The sequence below is a fragment of the Streptomyces asiaticus genome, from assembly GCF_018138715.1.
GTDB classification, from domain to species: domain Bacteria; phylum Actinomycetota; class Actinomycetes; order Streptomycetales; family Streptomycetaceae; genus Streptomyces; species Streptomyces asiaticus.
Window position 1 is genome coordinate 2773679 of the sequence record NZ_JAGSHX010000006.1, and the last position, 21372, is coordinate 2795050.

General features: G+C 68.6%; 20 protein-coding genes and 2 pseudogenes. 6 read left to right on the forward strand and 16 right to left on the reverse strand.

What is annotated here, in order from left to right:
- Positions 1–264: 264 nt before the first annotated feature.
- From KHP12_RS19340 to KHP12_RS52435, 7 genes and pseudogenes are all read right to left on the reverse strand, one after another.
- Positions 265–2592 (reverse strand): ATP-binding protein, encoded by a 2328-nt coding sequence (locus KHP12_RS19340; RefSeq protein ID WP_308289455.1) that lies wholly within the window; start codon positions 2590–2592, stop codon positions 265–267.
- Positions 2593–2685: 93 nt separating this feature from the next.
- Positions 2686–3324 carry a DUF6879 family protein gene (locus tag KHP12_RS19345; protein WP_211833211.1) on the reverse strand — a complete coding sequence of 213 codons (639 nt, stop codon included), beginning with the start codon at positions 3322–3324 and terminating at the stop codon, positions 2686–2688.
- A complete protein-coding gene (locus KHP12_RS19350; RefSeq protein WP_086881449.1) occupies positions 3317–3586 on the reverse strand; it encodes a hypothetical protein in 270 nt (89 codons plus the stop codon). Before KHP12_RS19350 ends, KHP12_RS19345 begins: the two co-directional genes overlap by 8 nt.
- 547 nt (positions 3587–4133) lie before the next feature.
- On the reverse strand, positions 4134–4604 hold the full coding sequence (locus KHP12_RS19355; protein WP_211833212.1) for a barstar family protein: 471 nt from the start codon (positions 4602–4604) through the stop codon (positions 4134–4136).
- Positions 4598–8950 (reverse strand): DUF6531 domain-containing protein, encoded by a 4353-nt coding sequence (locus KHP12_RS19360; protein WP_498073217.1) that lies wholly within the window; start codon positions 8948–8950, stop codon positions 4598–4600. Before KHP12_RS19360 ends, KHP12_RS19355 begins: the two co-directional genes overlap by 7 nt.
- Positions 8947–9343: pseudogene (locus KHP12_RS19365) on the reverse strand (hypothetical protein). Before KHP12_RS19365 ends, KHP12_RS19360 begins: the two are co-directional and overlap by 4 nt.
- A gap of 158 nt (positions 9344–9501) precedes the next feature.
- Positions 9502–10089 (reverse strand): annotated as a pseudogene (locus tag KHP12_RS52435) (SDR family NAD(P)-dependent oxidoreductase); the annotation flags it as partial.
- Between the two features lie 119 nt (positions 10090–10208).
- Here KHP12_RS52435 and KHP12_RS19375 point away from each other — a divergent pair.
- Complete coding sequence (locus KHP12_RS19375; protein ID WP_246648625.1) at positions 10209–10787, forward strand: PucR family transcriptional regulator; 579 nt, start codon at positions 10209–10211, stop codon at positions 10785–10787.
- Positions 10788–10932: 145 nt separating this feature from the next.
- Here KHP12_RS19375 and KHP12_RS19380 read toward each other — a convergent pair whose 3' ends face one another.
- Positions 10933–11520, reverse strand: a complete 588-nt coding sequence (locus KHP12_RS19380; protein ID WP_086885717.1) for a flavodoxin family protein — start codon at positions 11518–11520, stop codon at positions 10933–10935.
- A 240-nt stretch (positions 11521–11760) separates the two neighbouring features.
- On the opposite strand from KHP12_RS19380, the gene KHP12_RS19385 reads away from it, so the two are divergent.
- Positions 11761–12489: a TetR/AcrR family transcriptional regulator gene (locus tag KHP12_RS19385; protein WP_086885719.1), complete on the forward strand. Its 729-nt coding sequence runs from the start codon at positions 11761–11763 to the stop codon at positions 12487–12489.
- 394 nt (positions 12490–12883) lie between these two features.
- On the opposite strand, the gene KHP12_RS19390 is transcribed toward KHP12_RS19385, so the two are convergent.
- Complete coding sequence (locus KHP12_RS19390; RefSeq protein WP_086885720.1) at positions 12884–13477, reverse strand: dihydrofolate reductase family protein; 594 nt, start codon at positions 13475–13477, stop codon at positions 12884–12886.
- 71 nt (positions 13478–13548) lie between these two features.
- Here KHP12_RS19390 and KHP12_RS19395 point away from each other — a divergent pair, with 71 nt between their 5' ends.
- Positions 13549–14127 (forward strand): TetR/AcrR family transcriptional regulator, encoded by a 579-nt coding sequence (locus KHP12_RS19395; RefSeq protein ID WP_086881138.1) that lies wholly within the window; start codon positions 13549–13551, stop codon positions 14125–14127.
- 64 nt (positions 14128–14191) lie between these two features.
- On the opposite strand, the gene KHP12_RS19400 is transcribed toward KHP12_RS19395, so the two are convergent.
- From KHP12_RS19400 to KHP12_RS19420, 5 genes are read right to left on the reverse strand one after another with little or no spacing between them, the layout of a single operon-like run.
- Positions 14192–15037, reverse strand: a complete 846-nt coding sequence (locus tag KHP12_RS19400) for an isoprenyl transferase (protein ID WP_037946079.1) — start codon at positions 15035–15037, stop codon at positions 14192–14194.
- A 49-nt stretch (positions 15038–15086) separates the two neighbouring features.
- Positions 15087–15836, reverse strand: coding sequence for a DNA repair protein RecO (gene recO, locus KHP12_RS19405; protein WP_044575559.1), 750 nt, complete (start codon positions 15834–15836; stop codon positions 15087–15089).
- Positions 15837–15851: 15 nt separating this feature from the next.
- Positions 15852–16043: a DUF397 domain-containing protein gene (locus tag KHP12_RS19410; RefSeq protein ID WP_086881137.1), complete on the reverse strand. Its 192-nt coding sequence runs from the start codon at positions 16041–16043 to the stop codon at positions 15852–15854.
- Between the two features lie 7 nt (positions 16044–16050).
- Entirely contained in the window at positions 16051–16242 is a 192-nt protein-coding gene (locus tag KHP12_RS19415) for a DUF397 domain-containing protein (RefSeq protein ID WP_086881136.1), read from the reverse strand.
- Between the two features lie 20 nt (positions 16243–16262).
- Positions 16263–17114 (reverse strand): helix-turn-helix domain-containing protein, encoded by an 852-nt coding sequence (locus KHP12_RS19420; RefSeq protein WP_086881135.1) that lies wholly within the window; start codon positions 17112–17114, stop codon positions 16263–16265.
- 142 nt (positions 17115–17256) lie between these two features.
- Here KHP12_RS19420 and KHP12_RS19425 point away from each other — a divergent pair, with 142 nt between their 5' ends.
- Positions 17257–17661, forward strand: a complete 405-nt coding sequence (locus tag KHP12_RS19425; protein WP_211833214.1) for an ATP-binding protein — start codon at positions 17257–17259, stop codon at positions 17659–17661.
- 34 nt (positions 17662–17695) lie between these two features.
- On the opposite strand, the gene KHP12_RS19430 is transcribed toward KHP12_RS19425, so the two are convergent.
- Positions 17696–18361 (reverse strand): TetR/AcrR family transcriptional regulator, encoded by a 666-nt coding sequence (locus tag KHP12_RS19430; RefSeq protein WP_211833215.1) that lies wholly within the window; start codon positions 18359–18361, stop codon positions 17696–17698.
- Between the two features lie 101 nt (positions 18362–18462).
- Between KHP12_RS19430 and KHP12_RS19435 the strand changes: the two genes are divergently transcribed.
- Positions 18463–19365, forward strand: coding sequence for an SDR family NAD(P)-dependent oxidoreductase (locus tag KHP12_RS19435; RefSeq protein ID WP_086881133.1), 903 nt, complete (start codon positions 18463–18465; stop codon positions 19363–19365).
- Between the two features lie 28 nt (positions 19366–19393).
- Here the strand turns inward: KHP12_RS19435 and KHP12_RS19440 are convergent, their stop codons facing one another.
- Positions 19394–20692 carry an FAD-dependent oxidoreductase gene (locus KHP12_RS19440; protein WP_086881132.1) on the reverse strand — a complete coding sequence of 433 codons (1299 nt, stop codon included), beginning with the start codon at positions 20690–20692 and terminating at the stop codon, positions 19394–19396.
- A gap of 109 nt (positions 20693–20801) precedes the next feature.
- On the opposite strand from KHP12_RS19440, the gene KHP12_RS19445 reads away from it, so the two are divergent.
- The gene (locus KHP12_RS19445) at positions 20802–21335 is read left to right on the forward strand and encodes a MarR family winged helix-turn-helix transcriptional regulator (RefSeq protein WP_246643203.1); all 534 of its coding nucleotides are present in this window, start codon (positions 20802–20804) and stop codon (positions 21333–21335) included.
- The last annotated feature ends 37 nt before the right edge of the window (positions 21336–21372 follow it).

The following is a 21372-nucleotide window of genomic DNA, read 5'->3' on the forward strand; positions in this document are numbered from 1 at the left end:
TGTCGTCTCTCGACCTTCAGGGTGAATTCATCCGGTCCGCATCTCTGCTTCACTTCCGGTGAGTGGCGAGCCTTCAAGGCAGGCATGACCGCAGGAGACTTTGACAATCTATAAATCGATCTTTCGGAACAGCTCACCGGTTCAACTTGCGGATCTTTCGGCTGATCGGCCAGAAGGCGGAGGCTGGGAAGCCGCCAAGAAGATGAGCGCCGCCGAAGCCGCGGCCCGACCCTGTCCACGTCTGCCTCCGCCTCGGCCGCTACTTCAGCTTCTTTCCGTCAGCCGACGTTCGATGCCCTCGCGCACCGCTACCGCGCGAGGGTCATCGAAAGCGGCGAGGAACCTCAGCGCCTCTGTCCAGTGCCGACGGGCCTCGTCCGGGCTTTCGTCGAGTACGGCCGAGGCCAGGCCATCCAGAGCCAGGGCCTGGTGCCACTCATCACCGAGATCGCGGTGCGTCGAGGCAGCCTGGCGGTGGAAGTCGGCCGCCTCGGCATGACGTCCGAGCTGGCGGTACACCTCACCAACCCCTTGCCAGGCCAGCGCCTCTCGACTGCGGTCGGCGAGGCGTCGGTGGAGTGTGGCGGAGCGCTGGTAGGAGGTCAAGGCCTCGGCGTACTGGCACTTCGCCTGCTGGGCATCGCCGAGGGTCAGCAGCCAGAAGCCCTCCAGACGCAGGTTACGGAGGCTGAGGGCGATATCGAGGGCGGCCTGGGCCGTGGCCAGGGATGCCTCGATATCGCCCTGCTCACGCTGGACGTCGCTCAGCACGCGCAGGATGTTGCCCTCGCCGCGCTGATCGCCGAGGGTCCGGTGCGCTGCAAGGGCCTGGTCGATGACGGTCGCCGCCTCCGGGAGCCGCCCGGCGCGGTAGTGGGTGGTCGCGAGGTTGGACAGCGCAGTGGCGGCCCAGTGGGCGGCGTCCTGCTCCTGGAAGGCGGAGATGGCTTGCTCGAAGTAGTGGGCAGCGGGGTCGAGTCGTCTGCCGCGAAGGTGGTTCAGCCCGATCAGGTTGAGTGAGCGTGCTTCGCCAAGGCGGTCGCCCAGGTCGCGCCGGATGGCCAGCGCGTTCTCGTGGGATTCGAGGCTCTCGGTCTGGCGGTTGAGGCGGGTGTAGGCCATTCCGAGGTAGGCATGGAGTGCGCCTTGTGCCGCGCGTTCGTCCAACCGTTCGGCTGCCTCCAGGCCGATGTGGCCCACGGCCGGCCAGCTTGTGCCTGAGACGGAAGGGAACTGCGCGTTCCACAGGACTGTGGCCATCTGCCACGTCAGTCGGTCATATCCGGCATCGGCGGCCGTACGTATGGCCTGGAGGAGGTTGTTGTGCTCCCGCTCGGCCCAGTCCACGGCGGCGTCGTACTCGGAGAACGTCAGCGGGCTGACGTCATCCGGGGCAGGCGTGAGGGGCACACGGTCCTCGGCGGGGTTGATCCAGCCCTGCGCGGCGTCGGCGGTGTGCAGGTACCACTCCAGCACGCGTCGCAGCGCTGCCTCCCGCTCGACCGGCGGCTCCTCGTGCTGGGCCTGGTCGATGGCGTAGGCGCGCAGAAGGTCATGGAACTGGTAGCGGTCCGGCGCGGTCTGTTCCAGAAGGTGTGCGCCGACCAGAGAGTCCAGCAGTTGCCGGGACCGACTGATGCTGGTCGCCCCTGCCAGGGCCGCGGCGGCTTGCAGCCCGAACTCGGGTCCGGGGTGTAGGCCCAGCAGGCGGAACAGGCGGGCGGCCTGCTCGGCCAGGGCGCGATAGGACCAGGCGAAGACGGTTCGGACGGCTTCGGCCTCCTCGTCGTCGCCAGTGCTCAGGGCGTCCCAGAGGGCCGATTCGTCCCGTAGGTCGGCGATCAGGTCGTCCAGCCGTAGGTGGGGATGACTGGCGGCGCGTTCGGCGGCTATCCGCAGAGCGAGCGGAAGTCGTGCGCACAGCTGGGCCAACTCGGCGAGCTGCCGTTCGTCGTCGACCGGCCGGTATCCCGCGGTGACGACGCGCAGCAGGGCAACCGCCTCCGGCTCCGGCAGCACGCCAAGGGTGAGCCGGCGGGCCCCGTCCCGGACGGCGAGGCCGGACAGGCGGCTGCGGCTGGTGACCAGCACCAGGCTGTGTGCGCTCCCGGGCAGCAACGGCCTGACCTGGCCGACGGTGGCCGCGTTGTCCAGCACGACCAGTACCCGGCGGTCGGCCAGCAACGAGCGGTACAGCGCGGCGGCCGCGTCGAGATCCTGCGGTACGGCTTCGGGCTGAACACCGAGCGAGATCAGCAAGCGGTGCAGGGCCTCGCGTGCCGCGACCGGCTCTCCGGGGTCGTAGCCGCGCAGATTGGCGTACAGCTGGCCATCCGGGAAGCGCTCCCGGACCTGGTGTGCCCAGCGCAGTGCCAACGATGTCTTTCCAGCGTCGGCGGTGCCGGCGATCACGTATACCGAGACGACGAGCGGACGGCCGTCCTCGCTGGTGAGGACGGCATTCAACTGGCCGAGCTCATCGGTTCGGTTGACGAATCCGCCCACGTCGGCCGGTAACTGGTGTGGGACGGGGCTGGAGGAGCTCCCCGCGTCCGGTGTGCGCTGCGCGTGGAAGTGGATGCCTCCGTGCACACTTCTCGCCTGGACGAGTCACGTGAGGATCCCGACAGCTCGGAGTGGGTGCTGCCGAAGTGCTCGTCCTGTCCGCCTGGCGATGTGATCGGCCTACTCCCGTCCCGCCTCGCTCAGCGGCGGCGGATCAAGGTGCGCCACCTCGCGGTCGAAGTAGGAGATCACCTCTTCACCCACCGCGTAGAGCGCCTTGATGTAGTTCTCCCAGCGCTCGACGAGGTCACGGTCGGTGTAGCGGATCGCGCCGTTCGCGACTCCTGCTTCGGTGTAGAGGACTTGGAAGAGGGTGCGGCCGCCCAGCACAACCACTTCCGGAAGCGGCCCGGTGTCCTCCGAGGCGGCCACCTGTTCGGCGGGAACGATCCTGATCCGCTGCCCGTACTCCGCACGCTGCCGCTGGGAGTGGAGTTCCCACTGCACATACGGCGTCAGTGGGCTCTCGACCACCCGCACACGGTGAAAGGCATATCCCCTGCGCTTGTCTTCCTGAGCGGCCTTGGCCAAGGTGTCGCGCCGGTCGGCGAGGAGCCGAAGTGCCTCCTCCCAGTCACCCCGACGCAGGGCGTCCCGGCTCGGACTGCCCTGCTCCTCGAAGTGCTGCCGGCGCTCCAGCTTCCAGGAACTCCCGTCACGGACCGCGTCCTCCCGTTGCCGGAAGTCCTGCTTGTAGGCGGTACGGGTGAGCCGATCGCCCTGCTCGGGATCGAGGACGGGGGCGAGGAGGTCAAGCATCGGGGATGTCCTTCTTTGCCGCGCGGAGCATGTTCCCCGGGATGACGACCAGCCGCTCATCAGGAGCGAGGTTCACTCCCTGCGGCAGGCGGGGGCCGTAGACGGCCGTCAGATCCCTGCCGATCACAGCCACATCACCGTTGTCGAGCTGCCAGATGTCCGGACACTCGTCGTTGCCGTCGGAGTTCCCGAGCTCTTCGGCCGACTTCCCCAGCCGACGGTCGAATAACGCGGACGGGTCAGCCTCCCAGGCACGGGCCATGTCTGCCTCCGGTCGAGGTGGTCAAGCACGCTGTGGCTACCCACTGTATCCAGGGACACACCCATGGGTGAGGGGTTGCCCCACGGCCGAGCCGTCGGGGGCACGGCCGTGGGGGCGGCTCCCCGTGCGGTCGGAGCACCCGTCAGCTACGCGCGCTCGAGTCACCGGCACCGGGACGGTCGTCTGGATCACCGGCGACACCCATGGAAAGCCTGTACGGAGGCTAGGTGGCCCAGCTAGACGCGGCTGGCCCTCGATGCGACCCACCCAGCACCGACCTGCTGATGGGCCTCCCGGCCTTCCACACCGACGACATCGGCCACCACGTATCGGCCGAGACGGTGACGGCGGCCGTCCGGGGCGCCCGCCTCGGGCTGAGCCGACAATCGCCCAGGGCGCCGCGGTCGTCAAGGCCGGGACGACAGGCGACTACCGAGGCGCTGACAGCCAATTACCTGTTCCACGACAACGATCACGTCGTGTGGGTCAGGCGGACCACAAACAATACAGGTCGTCCGATGCCCGGGAGCGCCTCCGATTCCCACTTCTACAGGTCTGCCGCGACTCGCTGGATGCGCTTAAGTCCTTCCTCGGTACAGGAAAGAACGACCTGAAACCTCGCTCTATCGGTGCGAACGCCAGGTCGACTCACATACGACCATTTAGATCCGGCCCCATCAAGAATTTTCAGGAATTCCGGAAATTCCTCATGCTCTTCAGCCAGGATCTTGTGTGCATCTTCGACAAATAGAAAGTATTGCTCCGCATGCAGCCAATTCAAATCGCGCAAACAGTCATTCAATGCGGGAAGATTCCACCCGAAGTAGTCAGGCAATCGAAATCCATCCCAGAAACTTTGAAACACCCCGTCCAGGCTGCCCATGTCGCTTCCTTTCATCCATGCTGCGAACGTCCGGCCGGGCAAAGGCTGCAATGACCGTAGCGGTGCATACGCATCCGGCACCACGAGATGAAGCCAAGGTTTGATTTCCATCCAGAACTTCTGCTCCATCACCATTTCGGACTCTCCACGACGATGTAGGTCTGGTAGTGCGTCGGGGTGTAGTAGATGGAGCCGTCACTCCCCCACACCGTCCTCTCGCCTCCCGGCTTGGGGTTCGCGCTTGATGCTGGCGCACCATACTCTCGGTAAGTGATCGGGTTACCCGAAGCATCGTGCGTCGGAAGGCGGTAAGCACCATTCTTTCCGCTGTTACTGAACGGCTCCGTCGTCAGGTTTGGCCCATGCCATTGAGCCCCCCACCCAGTAGCGTCTCGGCCATACTTCTTGACATCATTGATGGACTCCATCGCTTCGTCAGGAACCTCCTTGGGAATCCAACCACCGAGCTTACTCGTCTCACCGAGTTGGGCACCCGGCTCGAACCCCTTTGGGCCGCAGGCCTTTAGCCCAAGTGGGTCGATCCAAGAGTACGGGTTTGGGATGTATGTGGTCGGATTGGGTGCAGGGGCGAGGCCGAGGGGATCGGGGGCGGCGTAGCGGGCGGTTTCGGGGTCGTAGTGGCGGATGTAGTTGTAGTGCAGGCCCGTTTCGGGGTCGGCGTATTGGCCGGGGAAGCGGAGGGGGCAGTCGACCGTTGATGTGCTTGCCCCGGTGGGGAAATCTGTGCCCCAGAGGGTGGTGCGGTGTTGCCAGGCCAGGTCACCGGCCGCGGTGACCAACTCCGTTGGGGTGCCGACCAGGTCCGTGATGATGGCGTGGAAGCGTGGTGTGGTGTCGTCATCGGCTCCGGTGAATTTCTCTATGAGGGATTCGCCGGGCTCGCGCACCAGTGACGTGTGGTCGGTTTGGGTCAGAGGGCGGTGGGTGTCCGGGGTGTAGTCCCAGGTGGTGTGGTTGCCCTCTGGTGTGGATTGTTCAGCCAGGCGGGTGTCTTCCCATGCGAACGTCAGCGATTCCGCCACCGTGCCGTCCTCGGCCAGGCGTTGTTTGGATATGCGGCGGCCGAGGGGGTCGTAGGTGTAGTGCCAGTGGTCGCCGTCCGGGGTTGTCGCGTCCGTCAGGCGGTCTTCCGCGTTCCAGGTGTAGGTCCAGGTGCGGGTCTGGCCGTTGAGGAGTTTGCGGGTGCGGCGGGTCAGGCGGCCCTGGGTGTCGTGTTCGTACGTCGTGCGGCCCGCTCGGTGGATCACTGTGCCGGTGAACTCGCGGTCGCCGGGGGACGCGTGGTCAGGGGCCGTGGCATTCGTGAGGTTGCCCGCCGTGTCGTAGGCGTACGTCTCGGTCCAGCCGTGCGCGTGGACCGCCGTCACGCGGCCGGACGGGTCGAGGTCGAAGCGGCGGGTGCCCGAGGTCAGTTCGCGGATCTCGGTGAGGTAGCCGTCCGGGCGGTAGGCGTAGGAGCGGTGTTGGAGGATGCGGTTCGCCTCGTTGCCACGGCCCTCGGCGATCGTCTGGGTGGTCAGGCGGTCTGACCCGTCCCAGGTCTGCGTCAGTGTCACGGACTCGCCGAGGTGGCGTTCCGTCTCGCGGCCCGCCGCGTCGTACGTGAAGGTCAGGGTGCCCGCCGTGCCCGCCGCCAGTTGGCTGGGGCGGCCCGACTCGTCGTAGGTCCAGGCGCTCCTCAGGCCCGAGGGCATCGTGCGTTCGGTGCGGCGGCCCACGGCGTCATACGCGTACGTCGTCGTCCGGCCGTTGACCGTTTCCGACAGGACTCGGCCCAGCGCGTCCCGTTCGAGGGTCAGCTCGACGTCCGGATTCGCCGCTCGCGTCAGGGCGCCCTGCGCGTCATAGGCATACGTCGTCCGTGTGCCCGCCTCGTCGCGCTGTTCCGTCGTGCGGCCCAGCGCGTCCCGGGTGAAGTGCAGCGTCTCGCCCGCACCATTGGTGCGGGTCAGCAGGTCGCCCGCCGCATCGTGGGTGTAGGCCACAGTGCGGCCGTTGAAGTCGGTCTCGGAGGTGAGCCGGCCCGCCGGGTCGTAGGTGTAGGTCCAGGTCAGGCCCTGAGGGTTGGTGACCCCGGTCAGCCGCAGTTCGGTGTCGTAGGCGAAGGCGTACCTCGCGCCGTCCGGTTCCGTGCGGGTGGCGGGTACGTCGAAGTGGGTGGACGTCTGGTGGGTGGTGTGGCCCGCCGGGTCGGTGTGGGTGAGGAGATTGCCCTCGCCGTCCCAGGTCCAGCTCTCCCGGGCGCCGTCCGGCTCCTCCCGCCACGCCGGTTTGCCCTCGGTCGTCCAGCCCATACGGGTAATGTGGCCCAGCGGATCCGTCGCCTCCACCACCCGGCCGAAGGCGTCCCGCCGGACGCTCGTGGTGTGCCCCAGCGGGTCCGTTACGGCGATGGGCAGCCCTGCCGCATCCGGGGTCAGACGCGTGGTGTTGCCCAGCGCGTCCGTCACCTCGGCCAAGTGGCCCCGGTCGGTGTACGCGTAGGTGGTGGTCGACCCCGTCGGGTCCGTGGTGGCGGTCAGGTTGCCCGTGTCGTCGTACGTGTGGCGCCACGTTCCGCCGCCCGGCTCGGTGACCTCCACCGGCAGGCACAACGCGTTGTAGGTGGCGCGACCCTCCGCGCCGTCAGCGAGGGTGACGGTCGTGAGGTTGCCGTCCTCGTCGTACCCGTAACGCCTCGTGCGCCCCAGGGGATCCGTCACCGCGACCTTACGGTCGCCGCGCGCGTCCCATTCCGTCAGCGTGGTGTGGCCCAGCGGACCGGTCTCCTCGATCAGCTGCCCATCGGCGTTGTAGCGGTACGACGTCGCGTGGCCGAGCGAATCCGTGTAGACCGTCGTCCGCGCCTCGTCGTCATACTCCAGGCCGCCGTTGAAGACGCCGTCGCTGCCCTCGGTGCGCACCACCTTCCCGTCCGGCCCGTAGACGTACCGGAACGACGTGCCATTGCGGTCCGTCCAGGACGTCACCCGCCCCTCGCCGTCGTAGGTGAACCGCAGGGGCATACCGCTGGAGTTGATGACCTCGGTGAGGTTGCCCGCCTCGTCATAGCCGTAGCGCATCACCACCGTGCCGCCCTCACGGCCCTGCTCGGGGGTGTAGACCGACGGCGGCTCATCCAGCAGCCGGAGCGCCGTGACCCGCTGGCCCTCGGTGTCGATGGCCAGGTAGTAGCCCCCGGAGTGGCGTATGGCCAGCGGGTTCCCGCCCGAGGCGCGTTCGATGTCGATGCGCGCGCCATTGCGGTCCTGAAGGCTCTCCAGGGCCAGATAGACCGCGCCCGCCTCCTCCGTCGCGGCGGGACGGACGAACGTCCGCACCACACCCGCCTCCGGATCGGTGACCGTCATGACGCCGTCCGGCTTGCCGTCCCACTCCAGCGGCCACCGCGCGCCCTTCGCGGGCAGCGTCGGCACCCCCGGCTCCGGCACCGGATACACCAGCCGCATCCCGTCCGCCGCGGCGAACACCACGCCCTCCGCGTCCAGTTGGACCCGCTCGTCCAGCAGACTGGCCCACGTCGGGCCGAACCACACCCCGCCCCGGTACGAGGACACATGGGTACGCTCGAAGACCAGCGGCAGCGACCCCGGCAGCGTCAGATCGGTCTGCTCCATCAGCATCGCACCCGTCGCGATGTCGATCGGCTCACCCGTGCACGGGCACTTCCTGGCCGGGCGGGCGGCCGGGCCCTCCTCGATGAGGTTCGGCCGCAGCGAGGGCACCTTCGGGGGCCTGAGCAGGTCCGGGACGCCGGTGAGCTTCGGCATCACACCGGGCTTGAGCACCCCGAACCCGGCGCCGAAAATACCCCCGTCGATCATGCCGTCCTTGGCCGCCTGGTTGACCTCATCCAGGCTGAAACCCTGCTGCTGCCCCAGGGCGATCTTCACCGGCTGGGCCACCGCCGCGTCGATCGTCACCGACAGCACGCTGGTGAAGACCGCACCGGTGAAGATCTCCGCGGCCAGCGTCGCCACCGCCTCCTCCACCGCGATGCCCAGCCCGCTCGCCATCGCGATGATCTCCGCGGCCACCTCGTCCGAGGCGCCCCCGGTGAACGGGGTCAGCAGGAGACCGCCGACCAGCGCGGCGGCGTCGATGGCGATCTGCGCCTTCAGCGCGTCGATGGCGTCATCGACCTTGTCGGCGAACTTCTCCAGGAACTTCGCCATGTTCCGGGCCGACTTGGCGAGATTACTCAGCCAGCCCTCGTCCTTGCCCTTGGCGTAACGCCCCCAGAAGGTCTCAAAGGCATCGATCGCCTCGCCCTTGTTGTGGTGGATCAGTGTCGTGGCCGCCTTGTCGGTCGCCACCCGCACATCGTCCACGCTGTCGGCGAACGTCCGCCAGGCGTCGGCCGCATCGCGCAGGGTGCCGGAGTCGGCGTCCGGCCACCACATGCCCAGCTTCATGAGGAGGGCCTTGGCCTTCTCCTCGATCTGGCTCCCGAAACTCACCGATGACCGCCCGCGCCCGGACCCTGATCATGGCCGGAGCCGTGCTTGGCCTTGGTGAACATGCCCTCGATCAGCTTGTCGTTGTCGACATGCCCGTCGGCCATATCGTTCATCGCCTCGTAAATGCTGGTCAGCCCGAGGACGAGAATCCCGGCCGCCGACTCGATGTGCTTCTGATTCGGCTTGTACTGCTTACCGAAATCCTTCCCCGGCTTGTCGTCCCCCCCACGGCTCCCCATAGCCGTCCAGCGTCGAGATCAGCGTGGTCAACGCCTCACTCAGCTTCACCGACTGGTGGTGAAAGGTCGGCGCGACGGACTTGATGTCCGCCACCTTGATGTCCAGGACCTCGCCGCCGCCGTGCCCGCCACTGTGTCCGCCGCCGCTGCCCATGCGACGCCTCCCCCGCTGAACTGTGCGCCTGTCGTACAAAGCTTCCAGGCTAGGGCGGCGACCCTCACGGACCGTTCAATGTGGCCTCTACAGCGAGTAAAGAGTGCCGACCCGGAACGCTGAGCCCGGCCCCGATTGGCGCGGTCGGACGGGCACGGTCAGCGATCGCCGCCAACGGGTGCCAGCTGTCGGCTGAGCCTGAGTACGTCGTCGACCGTCCGGCGGTCGGTGCTTGCGTGGGAGGCGGGGACGGGGGTGGCCTCGGGGCCGATGAGCAGGCCGGTCCGGCCGTCGAGGGAGGCGTCGGTCGCGGCGGCGATGGACGACCGGGCGGCCAGGAGGGCCGCGGGTCCGGCGGTGGAGCGTTCGATGGCCCGCCGGACCAGCGGCCAGAGCAGACGCAGCGTCGGGGAGACGATCTTCGGTGAGCGTATGGTGCCGTTGGCCATGTCGGTCGCGGCACCGCCGGGGTCGGCCGCGAAGACCGCGACACCGCTGCCGCGCAGGCGTTCCGCCAGGTCCAGGGTGTAGGCGAGGTTGGCGAGCTTGGCCCGGCCGTACCAGTGGAAGCCGTAGTAGCCACCCGGCGGTTCGACGGCGTCGAAGGTGCGCTTGGCGAGGCGTATCGCACCGGTGCTGACGTTCACGATCCGGCTCGGCCCGCCGGCGCGGAGCTGGTCGAGGAGCGATTCGGTCAGCAGATACGGCGAGAGGTGGTTGACGGCGAACGTCGTCTCGATCCCGTCGTCTGCGCCAGCGTCACCGCCTCGCCGATGCGGCGTTCCGTCTCGCGGCCCGCCGCGTCGCCTGGGCCGAGACCACGTCCGACGCGCAAGCGGACTCCGCCGTCGAGCGGGCAGTGGCGATGGCCGGACACACCGTCGGCGCCGACGCCACGCTGACGCGCGTGCTGGGCCCGCGGACGCAGGCCGCATGGCTGAGCCGTGCGACCCCGTTCAGCGAATCGGACCTCGGCCTGGCACGGCTCCGTCCCCCGGACGGGGTTCGGGTCGTGGCCGGCGACCCGGCGCAAGGGCTGGACGGCTTTCGCCGCACACATATCGAGGCCACGCACGCGCGCCGTGTGGTGATGCTGAGCGAACCCCATGCCGCGCCCATCACTCGATACCGGAACGTGGCCGTTGCCGCGCTGGGCACCGTGGACCCGGAGCAGGCTCGCACATTCGTCACTCGTGTGCTCGGGCGCCTCGCCACCGATGACGAGAACACCCTCCGCCTGGCGACCACCCTCGCGGCCTACCTTGACGAGAACCGCAGCCGCACGCGGACCGCGGAACGGCTCGTGATCCACCCCAACACGGTGGCCTATCGGGTGCAGCAGACCAAGCAGATCCTCGGTCGCGGCATCAAGACGGGGACCCTCGACCTCCGAGTGGCCTTGGCCTTGCCTCCCACTCTGCGTGGCCTGCCAGGCGCCCACTGACGCAGGCCCCCGGAGGCACCTGCGCGAGGCCAGGCATACGTGTGCCGTCGCGGATCGAGGCGGTTACCTGATCGACCGGTGGCGTCAGGTTGCCCCGCCGTGTAGCGCACGACGGCTGAAAGGTGATTTTGGGCGGACCGTTGTGTCAGTGCGTTGCGGCGGTCAGTCCGGCGCGGTGGATGCGGGTGTGCTCGGCGACGCGCCGGCCGAGGTGGCGGGCGGTGTTCAGGTCCGCGTCGTGGACGGCGGGTGTGTCGTTGAAGCTCTGCGCACCGGCGCCGAGGTAGAAGCCGAGGCGGTTGTCGTCCTGGGGGCTGGATGTGGTGGTGTTCCAGCCCGGCAGGAGGTTCAGGCTCACCCAGAGCATTCCGTGCTGGGCCGCCAGGAGCGCCAGGTACTGCAGGGTGTGCAGCTTGTCGCCGCTCATGGAGCCGGAGTTGGTGAATCCCGCCGCGAGCTTGTCGCTCCAGGCGCGGGTCATCCACCGCTTGCTGCTGGCCTCGGCGAAGGCGTGGAACGCCCCCGACGCGGTGCCCATGTAGGTGGGGGTACCGAAGATGATGGCGTCCGCGGCGTCCATCAGTTCCCAGTCGGCGTCACTGAGGGAGGCGACGTCCACGCGGTGGACGTGCGTCCCGGCGATGGAGAGCGCGCCGTCCGCGACGGCCGTGGCGATCTGCGCGGTGTGGCCGTAGCCGGAATGCGACGCGATGACGATCGAGATATCGGACACGGGTGTTCCTGTTCTGCCGCGATGGCGGCGTGTTCGGTGGTGTGCCGGCGGACGATGAGCTGCCCGCCGCGGCGGTGGACCGCACTGCTCCACGCTTCGGGTACCGGAGGCCCGGGCGGGGCGTGGCGCATGCCCAGGTCTCGCGGGCCGGCGCCGACCGCCATCAGCATGGATCGTCGTTCCGCTTGAAACAGTAGCACCGATAAAGCGGCGATACGCAAAATGGGATATCGTTGTTCCATGAACGAGGGACGACGCGCCGCGCGGCGCCAGGTGCTGCAGGTGGCCGCCAAGCTTTTGGAGGAGGGCGGCAGCGAGGCGGTCTCCACACGCGCTGTCGCCGCGGCCGCGGGCATCACGGCCCCCGCGCTCTACCGGATGTTCGACGACAAGGACGGACTCCTGGCCGAGCTGGCCGCCTACGGATTCGAGATGTACCTGGCCGAGAAACGGGAGGCACTGGCGCTGACCCCCGACGACCCGGTGGCCGACCTCTACCGCGGCTGGGACCTGCACGTCGACTTCGGACTGCGGCACCCCGCGTTCTACATGCTCATGTACGGCACTGTGCGGCCCGGGCGGCGACCCCCGGCCGCGGACGAGGCGCACGCCCTGCTGGTGAGACTGCTGGGCCGGGCGGCCGACGCCGGGCGCCTTCGGGTTCCGGTGGAGCAGGCGACCCGCGTCATCCACGCGGCGACAACGGGTGCCACGCTGGCGCTGATCGGCGACGAGCCCTCGGAGCGGGACCTGACCACTTCGGCGCGGCTGCGGGACACCGTCATCGCCTCGGTCACCACGGACCCGCCCGCCTCATCCGGGTCGGACCTGGCCTCGCGCGCGCTGGCCCTCGATGCCGCACTGGAAACCGCGCTCACCACCGGGCCCCCGGCTGCGGGCACCGGGGTACCTCTGCGAGACACGGAGACGGCTCTGCTGCGCGAATGGCTGCAGCAGCTGGCAGGCTGAACCGGCCGCCTCTCCGTGGGTGGTGGGTGGTGGGCGCAGTCGGTCACGCCGGCCGCGAGGCCCTGGGGTGTTGATGCCCCCCTCGTCGGACGCGAAATCCGCAAGGCCGCCGACGGCCCGGAACTGCCCGTACGGTGGCTGCCGGCCGAATGGCCTCGCGATCTGGACCGGCGCCTGCCCCACCTGTCACCGTGACATGCCAGAACCGAGACCAACCCGACCAAGCCCAACTAGGGCCTGTCTGGGGTTGTGATCTGGATCAGGGAGCGGGGCGTGGTGCGTGCGATCGCAAGGCGCCGGAAGGCCCTCGTAGCGGAGCTACTAGGGCGTTTCGGCAACGCGGCGAGCGTGCGTGCCACGCCCCGCGAGCCCAGATCACAACCCCAGACAGGCCCTAGCGGCGGGTGAGGTGGGTGAGCGTGACGCCGTTGGGGAAGGCCGTGCGCTCGGCGACGTCGAAGACGGTGGGATCGAAGGCGCCGTCGAAGGCCGGAATCCCGGCACCCGCGACCACGGGGTAGTTCTTGATCACCAGTTCGTCGATCTCCGGCAGCAGAGCGCCCGCGAGCTTGCCACCGCCGCACAGCCATACGTTCAGCGTCGCGCCGTCCTCCCGCTTGAGCTCGCGTACGAGGGCGAGCGGGTCGCCCGGCACGACGGTGACGGCCGGGTCGGTGTCGGGCTTGAGGGTGCTGGACACCACGTACTGGCGCAGGTGGGCGTACGGGCTGGTGATCCCCGCGTCGAGGGCGGGGCGGTAGGTGCCGAGACCCATGACGACGGTGTCGAAGTGCCGGTTGGGCGCGTCGGCCAGGCCGACCGCCGCGCGGTAGGCGGTCGGGACCGTCTCGGGGAACAGCGCGTTGGTCCAGGCCGAGTAGGCGGCGGACTGCTGTTCGTCGCCGCTGGGGAAGAAGTCGTACTCGCCGCCGGGGCCCGCGATGCGGCCATCGAGCGTGACGCCGACGTAGTACACGAGCTTTCGCATCTCTAGTCGCTCCAGACGTAGTACTCTGGTTGTAGTGGTTGGAACGTAGTACTACAGGTGGAGTGGTGTCAATGGTGAGACGGAACGACCAGCGGCGCGCCGCCCTCGTGGACGGCGCGATCGAGGTGCTGGCCAGGGAAGGCGCACGCGGCCTGACCTTCCGCGCGGTGGACGCCGAGGCCGCCGTGCCCGCCGGGACCGCGTCCAACTACTTCGGCAGCCGCGACGATCTGCTCACCCAGGCCGGCGCCCGCGTCTATGAGCGGCTCCAGCCCGACGAGGCCACGATCGCCCGCCAGCGGGCGGCGGGCCGCGACCGGGGGACCTACGCGGAGCTGATGCGTGAGCTCGTCAGCCGCGTCGCCGCATTCCGCACCGGCTATCTCGCGCTGCTGGAACTCCGCCTCGAGGCCACCCGCCGGCCCGAACTGCGCAAGGTCCTCACCGAGCGGGTCCGGGCCGATCTCGACGCGAACGTCGCGTACCACGAGGAGTCGGGCCTCCCTGGCGACGCCACGGCCGTCAAGCTGCTCATGCTGGCGCTGAACTGGCTGATCGTCGAGCAGCTCACCTTGCCGGACGTCTTCACGGAGGCGGAGCGGGATCAGTTGGTGGCGGCCGCGGTGGAGCGCATCGTGGCGGCGGAGTAAGGCGGATCAAGAGGGTCGCGTCCGGGCCTACCGCCTGGGCCGGTCCGGGCCGCGCTCCTACCGCTTACGCGGAGTGGGAATCCTTCTGGGAGTCCTTCTTCAGCTGCTCCTCGTTGGGGATCGCCCCGCCGAAGCGGCGGTCCCGCGAGGCGTACTCCAGGCACGCCCGCCACAGATCACGGCGGTCGAAGTCCGGCCACAGCACGTCCTGGTACACCATCTCGGCGTACGCGCTCTGCCAGATCAGGTAGTTGGACGTGCGCTGCTCGCCGGACGGGCGCAGGAAGAGATCCACATCCGGCATGTCCGGGTAGTAGAGGTACTTCGCGAACGTCTTCTCGTTCACCTTCGACGGATCGAGCCGACCCGCCCGGACGTCCTCCGCCAGCGCCTTCGCCGCGTCCGCGATCTCCGCGCGGCCGCCGTAGTTCATGCAGAAGTACATCGTCATGGCGTCGTTGTCCTTGGTCTGCTCCTGGGCGACCTGGAGCTCCTGCGCCACCGACTTCCACAGCTTCGGCATCCGGCCCGCCCAGCGGATCCGGACGCCCATCGCGTCCATCTCGTCGCGGCGGCGGCGGATGACATCGCGGTTGAAGTTCATCAGGAAGCGCACCTCGTCGGGCGAGCGCTTCCAGTTCTCGGTCGAGAAGGCGTAGAGGGAGAGGTTCTTGACCCCCATCTCGAGGCAGCCCTTGAGCACGTCCATCACGACGCCCTCGCCGACCTTGTGCCCCTCGGTGCGCGGCAGCCCGCGCTCCTTGGCCCAGCGGCCGTTGCCGTCCATCACGCAGGCCACGTGCTGCGGCACCAGCTCACCGGGGATCTTCGGCGGCCTGGCCCCGGACGGGTGCGGTTCCGGGGTCCGGTACTCGCGCCGCTGTCGGCCCAGAAACCCGCGTCCTGCGATGCCTGCCATGTCTCCCTCAGCCCTTGCTCTCGTGCTACTGCTTCTGCTGCTACTTCTCTACGTACCGCAGCGACCGAAGTCCCCGCTCCAGGTGCCAGTGCAAATACGCCGCCACCAGCCCGCTGCCCTCCCGGGCATGCCGCAGCTCACACGCGTCCGCCGTCTCCCAGTCGCCCGTCAGCAGCGCGCCCAGCAGCGTCAGCGACTCCGCCGAGGGTACGACGCTTCCGGGCACCCGGCACTCTCCGCAGATGACCCCGCCCGCGCCGACCGAGAAGAACCGGTTCGGACCGGGCATCCCGCACTTGGCGCAGTCGTCGAAACTCGGTGCGTAGCCGTTCACGGCGAGGGAACGGAGCAGAAACGCGTCCAGGACGAGATGCGGCTCATGATCCCCGGCGGCGAGGGTGCGCAGCGCGCCGACGAGCAGCAGATACTGCTGTACGGCGGGTTCGCCCTCGTGGTCGGTGAACCGCTCGGCCGTCTCCAGCATGGCCGTACCGGCGGTGTAGCGGGCGTAGTCGGTGACGATCGAGCCACCGTACGGAGCGATGGTCTCGCTCTGCGTGCAGAGCGGCAGCCCGCGCCCGATCAGCTCGCCGCCCCCGCGTGAGAAGAACTGCACGTCGACGTGGCTGAACGGTTCGAGCCGCGCGCCGAACTTCGACTTCGTCCGCCGCACGCCCCGCGCGACGGCGCGGACCCGGCCGTTGTTGCGGGTGAGCAGGGTGATGATCCGGTCCGCCTCCCCCAGCTTCTGGGTGCGCAGCACGATGCCGTCGTCGCGGAACAGACTCATGGCGCCCATTGTCCCCTAGCGGGACAGCTGATCGAACCGCCCGGCCCGGGCGGCCCGCGTGAGCGCCCGGAGGGCGGCGGGGGTGGTTGCGATCACGGTGTGCGGTTCGTCGCTCTCGCGCATAAGGACGGTGTCCGGTGTTCGGGCCAGCTCGACGCAGTTGTTGGCCGCGTCACCTGAGTACGAGGACTTCCGCCAGTGATGCATGTCCCCCTCAGCCAGCCATGTGGTCAAACCCGCCGGTCTTGATCCTCGCGACAAGTCCCCGGAGAGCATCTGGGGTGGTTGTGATCATGACGCCGGGATCATCGCTCTCGCGGAGGAGTATGGCGCCCGGCGCGCAGCCGAGTTCCACACAGTTGTGCTCGGCATCCTCTCCGGAGTACGAGGACTTCCGCCAGTGCATGTCGGGGCATCTCCTGTGGGTCAGAGTTGCTGTGCTATCTCGCGGATGAGGTCGCTCGTGGCCTCTGGTGTAAGGGCCAAGGCTTCCATCTGGTCCAAGATACTGCCGTAGCGTTCGAGGTGCGCTTCCGTATCGAGGAAGGCAGCGCCCGAGGGCGTATCGGCCTGCACGGTGTCCAGTTGCCGGACCGGCCCGAATGCGTAGAGCGTGCTCATGCCTGGGCTTGAGAACCCGCCCGCCGAGAACGGAACCACGCGCACGGTCACGTTGCTCCGCTGCGACGACTCGATCAGCTGCTCCAACTGTGCCCGCATCACCTTCGGCCCGCCGAACTCCATTCTCAGCGCGGCCTCATGGATGAGGAAGGTGCACTCCGGCGGAGTGTCCCTGTCCAGTACGTCCCGGCGCCTGAGTCGGTAGGAAATGCTGGCCCGCAACTGCGTCGGCGTGGGGCTGGACGTGGCGGTGGAGAACACGGCCTTCGCGTAATCCTCTGTCTGGAGCAGGCCCGGCACATGCATGATCTGCGCCGAGCGCATGGCCACCGCGTGATGTTCGAGCTCGGCCAAGTCGAGTGCGTTCGCCGGAGTCTTGCCCCGGTAATCCTCCCACCAGCCGCGGACGCGTTCCTCATTCATGGCGACGAGAGCGTCGACATACGCCCTGTCCATACAGGAGTAGATGGTCGCGAGCGTTCTGATGCGGTCCTCGCTCACGCCGAAGCGCGCAGCCTCGATGTTGCTGATGCGAGTGCGGTTCACGCCGAGGAGCTGACCGGCTTCCACCACGCTCATGCCTGCCCGCTCGCGCATCTTGCGCAGCTCTGTACCGAGGCGCCGCTGCCTCGCGGTCGTGGCCGTCCTCTGCCCCACGCGTTCCCCTCTCCGGTACCTGGGACGACGATCCCACATCGTAACCAGTTCCACCACAACGGTGGAACTGGTTACCCACGATGCCCTATGGTCCTCACCACAGCGTGACGAACAGGCCACGCACCGCGTTGGGAGAACCGCCATGCCCGAAGCCGCAAACCTTCCGTACGCCTACCGCCTCAGCGCCCCCAACTCCCCCAAGAGCCCCAGGGTCTGCCGCGACGCCATCGCCGCCCTTCTCCAGGCCAACGACCTGCACGACCTCGCGGACACGGCGAAACTCCTGGTCTCCGAGGCCGTGACGAACGTCAATCAGCACACCAACACCCAGCTGATCCACATCGACACCCTCGTCCGCGACCGCATCGCGACGATCGCCGTACGCGACGGCTCCCCGGACCGTCACCCGTACCCCCGCGACGCCAAACCCGACGAGGAGGGTGGACGCGGCCTGTTCCTGATGCGGGAGCTGGCCTACGCGTGGGGCGTCACCTGGGAGAACGGCCTACGCCCCACCGGCAAGCACATCTGGTTCGAGCTACGGTAGGCGGGCCGTCTTCCCTCACAGCAAACGGAAAGATTCAGGCGCGCGGCAGCACGCCCAGGAGCGCCGAGGTGAAGGAGACCCGCAGAGCGTCACGCAACTCCATGTGGAGCACACCGAGGGCGGGCTCGTCCGCGTAGGCGGCAAGGACGCTGGGCGGCGGCGGGACGTACGCCGACAGGGCACCCGCCGAGACCAGGCTCATCAGGCAGAACAGCTGCGCGCCGTCGCCGAGTTCGGGCAGGTGGCGGCGCACGAGCTCGGTCATGGCCGCGAGCCGCGTGAGGGAGGAGCGCTTGTGCCGCTTGACCACCTCGACCGAGACGTTGTGCTCAAGGACGCCGCCCTGCGCGCCGAAGAGGTCGCACAGCACCACCCGGCCCGCCAGCGACCGACTGAGGATCTCGGCCAGCTGGCCCGCCCGTACTTCCGGCGCCGCATGCCCCTCGATGCCCGCGGCCAGCTCGTCCGCCAGCTCGGCTAGCCAGCTCTCCAGAAAGACGTCCAGCAGTTCGAGCAGTACCGCCTCGCGCGACTCGAAATACCGCAGGACGTTCGACTTGGCCAGGCCCACCCGCCGGCTGAGCTCGTTGAGGCTCACCTCGGCCACGGGCATCTCGTCGAGCATCGCCGCCGCCGTGTCCAGGATCGCCCGGCGGCGGATCTCCCGCTGCTCCTCGCTTCGCGCCCGCTGAAATGTCACGCCCTCAGCCTAGCTTAAAGACCACCGGTCTCTTGACAGGAGACCGGCGGTCTCTTACGTTGACCCTCATAACAGACCGGCGGTTCTTTAAGGGGTACCTCATGAGCGGCAACTGGACAGAGCAGCACATCCCTGATCAGCACGGCCGGGTGGCGATCGTGACCGGCGCCAACACCGGGCTGGGCTTCGAGACCGCCCGGATGCTCGCGGCGCGCGGGGCGGCGGTGGTCCTGGCGGTCCGCGACGTGGAGAAGGGCAAGCAGGCAGCTGCCCACATCACCGGCGACGTCACCGTCCAGGCCCTCGACCTGGCCTCCCTGGACTCGATCCGGTCCGCGGCGGCCGACCTGCGCGCGGCCCACCCGCGCATCGACCTTCTGATCAACAACGCGGGCGTGATGTACACCCCGCGGCAGACCACCGCCGACGGCTTCGAGCTTCAGTTCGGCACCAACCACCTCGGCCACTTCGCCCTGACCGGCCTGCTGCTGGACCGGCTCCTGCCCGTCCCCGGCTCCCGCGTCGTGACGGTCAGCAGCACCGGTCACCGCATCCGGGCGGCCATCCACTTCGACGACCTGCACTGGGAGCGCTCGTACAGCCGCGTCGCCGCCTACGGCCAGGCCAAACTCGCCAACCTGATGTTCACGTACGAACTACAGCGCCGGCTCGCACCGCACGGCACCACGGTCGCGGTGGCCGCCCATCCCGGCGTGTCCAACACCGAGCTCGCCCGCAACACGCCCGCCGCGCTTCGCGTGCCCATCACCTGGCTCGCGCCGCTGCTCACCCAGAAGGCCGAGATGGGCGCCCTGCCCACCCTGCGCGCCGCCACCGATCCGGCCGTCATCGGCGGCCAGTACTACGGCCCCGGCAACCGGGGGGAGATCCGCGGCTACCCGAAGTTGGTCACCTCCAGCCCCGACTCCCACGACCAGGCAGTCCAGCAGCGCCTGTGGACCGTCTCCGAGGAGCTCACCGGGGTGGCATTTCCCGTGCGGTGAAGCGTGACCCCACAGCGGAGGGTGGGCCTCACGATCTGGCCAAGTCCTCGCCACGGTAGGTGGAGAGGTCGGCCAGGAACTTACGGCGCAGGGCGGGGACCCTGCTGGTCGCGGCGAAGTAGCTGCGGGCGGCGAAGAGCGCGAAGAGACCCGTGACGGGCCGGAAGAGCGGGTCGTCGCCGCTGGTGCCATTGCTGGTGAGGGATTCGGCGACGCGCGCGAAGCCGTAGGGGATCATCTCGGCCTCGTAGTCGCCGATCGCGGCCGGCAGCCGCTTGCGCCCGCCCGCGACGGCGGTCAGCTCGCGGCACAGCAGTCTGGCGTCGCGCAGTGCGGTGTTGGCGCCGACGCCCTGGCCGGGGGTCATGGTGTGAATGGCGTCGCCGAGCAGGGTGATGTTGGTCGTCGGCCACGGGTCGATGGGAACCGAGGTCGCTATCTTCAGCGGGAACGCGGCCTCCGGATCCGACAGCTCGAAGATCCGGCGCAGATTGGGGTGCCAGTTGGCGGCCGCTTCCAGGGCGGTCGCGATGAGCCGCCGCCCGCGCCGCCGGGTCGTGTCCTCGGGGAAGTGAGCGTGAGAGCTCCAGATGGACAGGTTGATGTAGTCGCGGTCGGTGTCGAGCTCCAGCCCCGGCCAACCGCCCTGGGCGTCCCGCTTGAACGTCATGACGTGCAGCATGCCGATCATGCCCTTCGTACCGAAGATCAAGGAGAGGCCGTTGAGCGCCTCGTCCGGCAGCAGGGCGCGGGTCTCGGGCGTGAGCGCGGTCTTGGTGGCGATGGCGGTGACACCGGCGTCCTTGATCTCGGCATGGGGCAGGAACTGCCGGCGCACGGCCGAGCGGGTGCCGTCGGCGGCGATCAGGAGGTCGCCGGTCGCGGTGGTGCCGTCGCCGAAGTGGGCGGAGATCGTGCCGTCGGGGTGCCGCTCGTAGCGGGTGAACTCCTTGCCGTAGTGCACGACGTCGTCCATGCCGGTGAAGAGCACCTGGCGCAGGGTCGCGCGGGACACCGAGCGCTCGCTGTTGACCGCGTCGCGCGCCGGGGGCAGCTGGAACGTGGCGGTGGTGCGCAGGGACTGGGTGAGCACGTTGAAGTGGCGCGGCTCCCGGGCAGCGGTGGCGACGAAGGTGTCGAAGAGCTCGGGTGGCAGACACTCGTGCAACGCCCGGCTGCCGGTGGGGTCGATGCCGACCCGGTAGCCGTAGAGACCGTCGCGGCGGGAGCTGTAGCGCTCGTACACGGCCACCGAGACACCGGCCTTCTTCAGGCCGTGGGCCAGGCACATCCCGCCGGTGCCGCCGCCGATGATCAAGACATGCATGAGGATCGCTTCCCTTGAGAGTCAGGTATCTTGAATGCCAAGGCATATATACCTTGAGTATCAAGAGACTCGACTGTCAAGCCATCTGGTCGGCAAGGAGGTATCCCGATTGGCGAACGAGAAGGAACGGGTGCTCGCTGAGCTGGGCAAAGTCATTCAGGGCTACCAGGCCGCGGTCGATGACTCCGATCGCGAGACCGCCCGGCTCCTCGGCGTGAACGAAACCGATCTGCGGTGCCTGGAGCTGCTGATCGACGCCGAGGAGCTCTCCCCGCGTGAGCTCAGCAGACAGCTCGGACTGACCACCGGCAGCGTGACCGCCATGCTCGACCGGCTGGAGAGGCTCGGCCTGCTCACCCGCGCCCCCCACCCCGTCGATCGCCGCAAGAGCGTGGTCAAGGTGACCTCGGAGGGGAGCCGGCGCTGCTACGAGCTCATCGCCCCGCTCATCGAGGACGGGGCGCGGGAACTCGGCACGAAGTACAGCGCGGAGCAGTTGGAACTGGTCATGGACTTCCTGCGGTCCACCACCGCGCTCCAGAACCGACACACCGAACGCCTGCGGGCCCTCCCCGCCCCGGCGGCGGAACGCCGAGGCCGCGCCGGGCCCGGTGGCAACCGCGCCACCAGGCCCGGCCCTTGAGTGCGCTCAGCGGCCGGCGGCAGGCGGCCGGCGGCCG

What these genes read in the sequence shown, in the direction of transcription:
- KHP12_RS19345 (WP_211833211.1), bottom strand. Translation starts at nt 3,324, where the DNA reads ATGCTTGACCTCCTCGCCCCCGTCCTCGATCCCGAGCAGGGCGATCGG.
- KHP12_RS19350 (WP_086881449.1), bottom strand. Translation starts at nt 3,586, where the DNA reads ATGGCCCGTGCCTGGGAGGCTGACCCGTCCGCGTTATTCGACCGTCGG.
- KHP12_RS19355 (WP_211833212.1), bottom strand. Translation starts at nt 4,604, where the DNA reads ATGGTGATGGAGCAGAAGTTCTGGATGGAAATCAAACCTTGGCTTCAT.
- KHP12_RS19375 (WP_246648625.1), top strand. Translation starts at nt 10,209, where the DNA reads ATGGCCGGACACACCGTCGGCGCCGACGCCACGCTGACGCGCGTGCTG.
- KHP12_RS19385 (WP_086885719.1), top strand. Translation starts at nt 11,761, where the DNA reads ATGAACGAGGGACGACGCGCCGCGCGGCGCCAGGTGCTGCAGGTGGCC.
- KHP12_RS19390 (WP_086885720.1), bottom strand. Translation starts at nt 13,477, where the DNA reads ATGCGAAAGCTCGTGTACTACGTCGGCGTCACGCTCGATGGCCGCATC.
- KHP12_RS19395 (WP_086881138.1), top strand. Translation starts at nt 13,549, where the DNA reads ATGGTGAGACGGAACGACCAGCGGCGCGCCGCCCTCGTGGACGGCGCG.
- recO (WP_044575559.1), bottom strand. Translation starts at nt 15,836, where the DNA reads ATGAGTCTGTTCCGCGACGACGGCATCGTGCTGCGCACCCAGAAGCTG.
- KHP12_RS19410 (WP_086881137.1), bottom strand. Translation starts at nt 16,043, where the DNA reads ATGCATCACTGGCGGAAGTCCTCGTACTCAGGTGACGCGGCCAACAAC.
- KHP12_RS19415 (WP_086881136.1), bottom strand. Translation starts at nt 16,242, where the DNA reads ATGCACTGGCGGAAGTCCTCGTACTCCGGAGAGGATGCCGAGCACAAC.
- KHP12_RS19425 (WP_211833214.1), top strand. Translation starts at nt 17,257, where the DNA reads ATGCCCGAAGCCGCAAACCTTCCGTACGCCTACCGCCTCAGCGCCCCC.
- KHP12_RS19435 (WP_086881133.1), top strand. Translation starts at nt 18,463, where the DNA reads ATGAGCGGCAACTGGACAGAGCAGCACATCCCTGATCAGCACGGCCGG.
- KHP12_RS19440 (WP_086881132.1), bottom strand. Translation starts at nt 20,692, where the DNA reads ATGCATGTCTTGATCATCGGCGGCGGCACCGGCGGGATGTGCCTGGCC.